General features: G+C 43.8%; 8 protein-coding genes and 1 pseudogene. 8 read left to right on the top strand and 1 reads right to left on the bottom strand.

What is annotated here, in order from left to right; genetic code table 11:
* From CBG25_RS10190 to CBG25_RS10225, 8 genes and pseudogenes are all read left to right on the top strand, one after another.
* Positions 1-968 (top strand): annotated as a pseudogene (locus CBG25_RS10190) (lytic transglycosylase catalytic); the annotation flags it as partial.
* Positions 968-1,549: a phage baseplate protein gene (locus CBG25_RS10195; RefSeq protein WP_290606448.1), complete on the top strand. Its 582-nt coding sequence runs from the start codon at positions 968-970 to the stop codon at positions 1,547-1,549. The pseudogene CBG25_RS10190 and the gene CBG25_RS10195, both read left to right, overlap by 1 nt.
* The gene (locus tag CBG25_RS10200) at positions 1,539-1,838 is read left to right on the top strand and encodes a hypothetical protein (protein WP_290606450.1); all 300 of its coding nucleotides are present in this window, start codon (positions 1,539-1,541) and stop codon (positions 1,836-1,838) included. The genes CBG25_RS10195 and CBG25_RS10200 overlap by 11 nt, the downstream gene beginning before the upstream one ends.
* Before the next feature lie 8 nt (positions 1,839-1,846).
* Positions 1,847-2,104 carry a hypothetical protein gene (locus tag CBG25_RS10205; protein WP_290606452.1) on the top strand — a complete coding sequence of 86 codons (258 nt, stop codon included), beginning with the start codon at positions 1,847-1,849 and terminating at the stop codon, positions 2,102-2,104.
* Positions 2,105-2,118: 14 nt separating this feature from the next.
* Positions 2,119-3,090, top strand: a complete 972-nt coding sequence (locus CBG25_RS10210; RefSeq protein ID WP_290606454.1) for a hypothetical protein — start codon at positions 2,119-2,121, stop codon at positions 3,088-3,090.
* Positions 3,090-3,272, top strand: coding sequence for a Gp138 family membrane-puncturing spike protein (locus CBG25_RS10215; RefSeq protein WP_290606456.1), 183 nt, complete (start codon positions 3,090-3,092; stop codon positions 3,270-3,272). The genes CBG25_RS10210 and CBG25_RS10215 overlap by 1 nt, the downstream gene beginning before the upstream one ends.
* Positions 3,273-3,451: 179 nt before the next feature.
* Complete coding sequence (locus CBG25_RS10220; RefSeq protein WP_281181170.1) at positions 3,452-3,724, top strand: transposase family protein; 273 nt, start codon at positions 3,452-3,454, stop codon at positions 3,722-3,724.
* Between the two features lie 95 nt (positions 3,725-3,819).
* Positions 3,820-4,158, top strand: coding sequence for a helix-turn-helix domain-containing protein (locus tag CBG25_RS10225; protein ID WP_290606458.1), 339 nt, complete (start codon positions 3,820-3,822; stop codon positions 4,156-4,158).
* 26 nt (positions 4,159-4,184) lie between these two features.
* Here CBG25_RS10225 and CBG25_RS10230 read toward each other — a convergent pair.
* Positions 4,185-4,537 (bottom strand): transposase family protein (locus tag CBG25_RS10230; protein WP_290603898.1); only part of this gene is annotated, 353 nt, incomplete at its 5' end.

The following is a 4,537-nucleotide window of genomic DNA, read 5'->3' on the forward strand; positions in this document are numbered from 1 at the left end:
CATGGAAAGAAGGCGGCAAATCCTTTATCGACTGGTCAAAGTGGGAAGGGGAGATAAGTCTGGCAAAAGCCGCCTTTACCTGGTTAGGCGATAAACTTCACTCACTCGTTGACTTGGTGGGCGGTTGGCAAAATGCACTTGAGCTCGTTGCTGTCTTTATTGCGGGAAGGTGGTTAACCAAGGTATTAGGGGCTTTTGGTCAAATCAAAAAGTTGCCGATGCCACCGTGGATGGTTGGACTCAGCGCTTACATGCTGTATCTAGACCAAGACAAGAACAATATTAAAGCCAGCGCAAGTTCGTCTTGGGATTATAACACCCGTCAAGTCAAACGCGCGATTGGTGATAGTTTACGGTTTTTTGGCATTGATAATAGCTGGGCGAACCAAAATCAGGGTGGCAATATACCGGATAATATCGCCGATGTGCCTACGGGCGACATTCCACGGGGTATTCGTAACAACAATCCGGGTAATCTGAATTTTGTTGGGCAACGCGGTGCAGTACGTGAATCACCTAACGGAAGATTCGCCAAATTCAATACCGCATTTGAGGGCTTGCAAGCCCTTTCTTCACAGCTTAATCGCTACGCTGAAAGGGGCTTAAATACCGTTGAAAAAATTATTAGCACCTGGGCTCCCGCCAGTGAAAATAATACTCGTGCCTATATTGATAAAATATCCGGTAAATTAGGGGTTTCCCCTGACACTGTATTGAATCTATCTAATCCAGCGGTCATGACATCGCTCATGTCTGGCATCATTGAGCACGAAAATGGTAGACAGCCGTATAGCCAGGCTATGCTCTATCAGGCCGCTAATGCAGGTATGCGAAATAATATAGACCAGAATATCACGATTAATGTTGAAGGTGCATTAGATCCCCACGCTACTGCCAATGCGATTGCCGATAAACAAACGGGCGTTAACGCTACACTGGTTGGACAATTAACCCAGCGAGCCTACTGATGGACATGCTTTCTACGCTTTTTTCACAACGATCGCGCAAAATTGGTTTGCTGGTGCCGGATGTCATTATCTCAGAAAAACATCACGATACCCTTGAAATCACGGAACATCCGGTTGAACTGGGCGCGGAAATAGCCGATCACGCCTATAAGCGTCCAGCAGAAGTCACGATGGAGGTTGGGTTTTCAAGTGGTGGATCGCTACTGGATTTTCGGGATACAAGACATGTCGGGATAGGATTAGGGTTAAGCGCACCGGAAATCTACCAGCAAATTTTAGCGCTTCAAGCCAGCCGTCAACCGTTTGATGTTATAACAGGTAAGCGCAAATACCAGAATATGCTCATTCGGGCAATCGAAGTGACCACCGATAAACACACGGAAACCGTGTTAATGGCGATATTAACCTTACGGGAGCTTAACATCACCCAAACCCAAAAGGCCAGCATGACGGTGGTTGAGCCAAAAAATATGCGGGAAGGAAATACAACGAATGGTGTGTCCAATACGGGTATGAAAACGCCAAAAACCGTTGATAATCGCAGCGTTTTGTTGGGAGGAGGCGTGCCTAATGCAAATTAACGAAATACCGCTTACGCCCACCAACCAACAATTTATGATTAAGCTATCCGATACCGTGTGGCAATTTCGCCTTATCTGGCGCGATAGCGCTGGCTGGGTGCTGGATATGCTCACGGTTGATAATCAACCGGTGATACAGGGTATACCGCTAGTCGTCGGTGAAAATCTGCTTGCGCAATATAGCCATCTAATCAGTGAAGGGAAGCTGGTTTTGCTATCGGATGAAGAAAGCGACATCAACGCGGATACGTTGGGCACAACCGTAAAATTGTACTGGATAACCGATTGAGGCCAAAAATGACAAAAGAAGAAATTACTGACTTTCAGTTTTTATCACCAATAGTAACTTATCTGGATTTCGTTCAAAATAAGCAATATTTTCGTCAGATAGCGCAGAGGTTAAGAGAGCATTCCACTGCTTCAGACACTCTACCTCAAACATCTCAAACCAATGATATTGTTGAACATCAGAATCCTTCTACATCTTTCGAAAAGGCGTTGCAGTTAACTCAGCAGAAATATGCCGACATTATTAATGCGTTAGCAGATAAATAAGTGAATCTATCGCCATGTCAAAAAACTGGATAAGAAAATGTTCACTGATTGTCTCCGATGAAAAGGGTGAAGGCATTGAGCTATCGGATTTTCGCGCTACATTCAATATCACCTGGTCGGATACGCGTTATCCTCGCACGGGGGTGTTCAAAGTCTGGAATCTAAAAAAAGAAACCGTCAGTCAAATTCAGGCCGAGGAATTTGTTAACGTCCAGCTCATGGCGGGCTATCACGATAATGTGGGTCTGATATTCACCGGAAAAATCCGCTATACGATTTCAGGTAGAGATAATCCCACCGATACTTTTGTGATTGTTCAGGCGATTGATTCGCACGAGGCTTATGATTACGCCACGCTCAATACTACCTTAAGCGCAGGACATACACAGGCAGAGCAGCATACTACGTTACTTGCTGGGCTTGCGCCTTATGGGATTGTCAAAGGGGTGACGCCGGAGTTCGATAATACCCGTTTTCCTCGGGGTAAAGTGTACTTTGGTATGGTCAGAAATGCCGCAGATAATCTGGCAGCGCAATGCTTTGCCTCATGGCAATACATTAACGGCCAGCTTGTGATGGTGCCAGAAAACAGGTACGTCCAGGAGGCAATTGTGCTTAATAGCGCAACCGGTTTGATTGGTCTTCCTCAGCAAACGATTGAGGCGGGGGTAAATGTGCGTTGTTTAATTAATCCAAACATCCAAATAAACGGGCTTATCCGTCTTGACCAGGCGTTAATCTATCGAACGATGTTACCGAACAGTGATATCGCCCTGGGATATAGCAAAATTAGTGAAAGCGATGACAATAATTTGCGGCAAACGCAAGGCGCTGTTTCACAACCGGCGAGTCTTTCCACCGATGGCGATTATATTGTGAAAAATATTACTTACACCGGTGATACCCGCGGTAAGCCGTGGTACATGGACTTGGTGTGCATTGCCAAAGGGTCAAATGACAGAATTGATATCAAGAAGGTAGGGTGATGGCAATTTCCGTATCAGCGCGCACCGGTGACCCACAACAACTACTTGAAGTCTTTCGCCATACAATCTCATCACAGCTTCGTGTTGCGATGCCGGGGATTATTCAGTCATTTGATGCCAGCAAAGTCACTTGTGTGGTTCAGCCAGCGATAAAGGGACACGAGTTTCGCACAGGCATATAAAATTCTAAAAATGGCTTAAAAGCAATGATTAATCTGCAAGTTACTAAAAAACATAAATTTTCTTAAATTACAATAAGTTGTATTTGATTTATAAGGTTTTGACTATTTATATATCATGCTGAATTAAACTTAAAAATAGAGCGTTTTTTTATTGGTGCGAAACTCGTGCTGAGGTAACCATCTGGGCAGATACCGGTTTTCAAGGTATAGATAAACAGCATCCTAATACACAAATCCCAAAAAAAGGAACTCGAAAAAGACCTTTATCGCCTGAACAAAAACAAGAAAATAAAATAATCTCGGGCATCCGTATTACAGTTGAACACGCCATCGCGGGTATCAAGCGCCTCGGTTGCATGACCCAAATTTTACGGAATCGTAGACCCTTTATTGATGATACCTTCTTACTCCTTAGCGCAGGTCTTTGGAATTTCCATCTCAGAACAGCGTAAAATTTACTTCAATCACCGAAACACCCTTATTTCACTATTAAGCAACACGCTTATAGATAAAATTACTGTAATGACCCCATAAGAGATACTGTTGTATGAAGGGAAAACATTTGAACTTACATGAGCGTTTTTATATCGAAAAACGAATAATTGACGGTGTTACTCAGGCCACTATTGCTAGAGAATTGGGGCTTTCTCGTTCAACTGTCAGCAGGGAACTCAAACGTAATACTGATCCCGCTTTCCATGGACTTTATTCTTGCAGAAGAGCCGATACCTTAGCGAAAGCCAGACGTCTCAATAAATCTACACGAGATGCATTTAATCAACAAACCCCGCAAACGCAGTATTTTATCCGTAAGGAGCTTGCTTTACATACCTCGCCAGAAGTTATCAGTGGAAGGCTACAAGCGTGTTGCTTAATAGTGAAATAAGGGTGTTTCGGTGATTGAAGTAAATTTTACGCTGTTCTGAGATGGAAATTCCAAAGACCTGCGCTAAGGAGTAAGAAGGTATCATCAATAAAGGGTCTACGATTCCGTAAAATTTGGGTCATGCAACCGAGGCGCTTGATACCCGCGATGGCGTGTTCAACTGTAATACGGATGCCCGAGATTATTTTATTTTCTTGTTTTTGTTCAGGCGATAAAGGTCTTTTTCGAGTTCCTTTTTTTGGGATTTGTGTATTAGGATGCTGTTTATCTATACCTTGAAAACCGGTATCTGCCCAGATGGTTACCTCAGGAGGAATATGGCGAATTATATCGACTTTATCGAGTAAGCGTTTATCGTGACGGCGCCCATTTTTGCTCA

The organism is Arsenophonus sp. ENCA, from assembly GCF_002287155.1.
Taxonomy (GTDB): domain Bacteria; phylum Pseudomonadota; class Gammaproteobacteria; order Enterobacterales; family Enterobacteriaceae; genus Arsenophonus; species Arsenophonus nilaparvatae.

Coding starts and splice junctions, on each gene's coding strand:
- CBG25_RS10200 (WP_290606450.1), top strand. CDS start 1,539: ATGCAAATTAACGAAATACCGCTTACGCCCACCAACCAACAATTTATG.
- CBG25_RS10210 (WP_290606454.1), top strand. CDS start 2,119: ATGTCAAAAAACTGGATAAGAAAATGTTCACTGATTGTCTCCGATGAA.
- CBG25_RS10215 (WP_290606456.1), top strand. CDS start 3,090: ATGGCAATTTCCGTATCAGCGCGCACCGGTGACCCACAACAACTACTT.
- CBG25_RS10205 (WP_290606452.1), top strand. CDS start 1,847: ATGACAAAAGAAGAAATTACTGACTTTCAGTTTTTATCACCAATAGTA.
- CBG25_RS10195 (WP_290606448.1), top strand. CDS start 968: ATGGACATGCTTTCTACGCTTTTTTCACAACGATCGCGCAAAATTGGT.
- CBG25_RS10225 (WP_290606458.1), top strand. CDS start 3,820: ATGAAGGGAAAACATTTGAACTTACATGAGCGTTTTTATATCGAAAAA.